The sequence below is a fragment of the Allokutzneria sp. NRRL B-24872 genome (genome assembly GCF_002155965.1).
Classification (GTDB): domain Bacteria; phylum Actinomycetota; class Actinomycetes; order Mycobacteriales; family Pseudonocardiaceae; genus Allokutzneria.
On the sequence record NZ_MUMH01000274.1, the window covers coordinates 244 to 1,513 of the forward strand.

General features: G+C 71.7%; 1 protein-coding gene. It reads right to left on the reverse strand.

Annotated features, from left to right (window positions below):
* Window positions 1-136 precede the first annotated feature (136 nt).
* On the reverse strand, window positions 137-1,270 hold a 1,134-nt coding region (locus CCN37_RS37350; RefSeq protein ID WP_086830140.1), incomplete at its 5' end, for an amidase.

A 1,270-nucleotide genomic window follows, 5' to 3' on the forward strand; every position in this document is an offset into this window, starting at 1 on the left:
ACCGCGAACGCCATGGCCACGCGGGCGAAGCCGGTGCCGAGGACGGAGATCGCGCGTGCCGCGAAGAGCAGGGTGAACGGTCGGTTGCGCAGGAGAACGGCTTCCACCTAGCTCAACGTAAATCCCTTACGGCCCCTTACGCACGCACCGACCGGTCGTAAGGCCACGGCGGTTGGGCGGGGCGGAGGCGCTCGTAGGTCCGGACGAGGCCGAGGACGCCGACGTCGTTGAAGCGGTGCCCGGCGATCTGCAGGCCGATGGGCAGGCCGTCGGAGGTGAAGCCGCAGTTGACCGACGCGGCGGGCTGGCCGGACATGTTGTACGCCACCGTGAAGCCGATGTGCTCGAACGGCGCGAGCGGATTGTTGTTGGGGGAAGCCAACTCCGCGTCGAAGGCGGGCACTGGTGACACCGGCGAGAGCACGTAGTCGAACGGCTTCAGCGCGCGCTCGGCCGCGACGGCCATCGCGTCCATCTGCGCGTAGCCGCGGTACACCTGCACGCCGGTGAGGTCCGCGCCGCTCTCCACCCACGTGCGGATGAACGGCAGCACGAGCTCCCTGCGCTCCAACGGCATCCGCTCGAACTCCGACCAGAACCGCATGCGCCAGAAGTCGTTCAGCCCCTCCAGCATCTCCTGGGTGATCATCGGCCCGATCGGCTCGACCACCGCGCCCTCGGCCTCGAAGGCCTTGGCCGCCTCGGTCACGGCGGCGGTGACCTCCGGGTGCACGGGCAGGCCGAGCCCGGCGTCGAGCTGGAGGCCGATGCGCAGTCCGCGCGGCTTGACCGGCGGGCACTGCCAGTCGAGTTCCTGGGGCGGCAGGCTGAGGTGGTCCCGACTGTCCGGTTTGGACAGAACGGACATGAGCAGCGCCGCGTCCCTGCCGCTCCGGGTCATCGGCCCGACAACGCGCCCGGGGTAGGGCGGGTCGACGGGCGCCCTGCCGAAGCTGGGCTTGAGGCCGACCAGCGCGCACCAGCCCGCGGGCAGCCGGATCGAGCCGCCGATGTCGGTGCCGACGTGCAGCGGACCGTAGCCCGCCGCGCCCGCCGCTCCGGCTCCCGCGCTCGACCCGCCCGGTCCTTTGCTGGTGTCCCAAGGGTTGCGCGCGGTCGCGTGGAAGCTCGACAGCCCGGAGGAGAGCATGCCGTAGTCGGGCATGGTGGTCTTGGCGATGATCACCGCGCCCTCCTCGCGCAACCGCGCGGCGGCGGGACCGTCGGCCTCGGCCGGGACCAACGTCGTGGCGGCGGTGCCGAGCGGGAC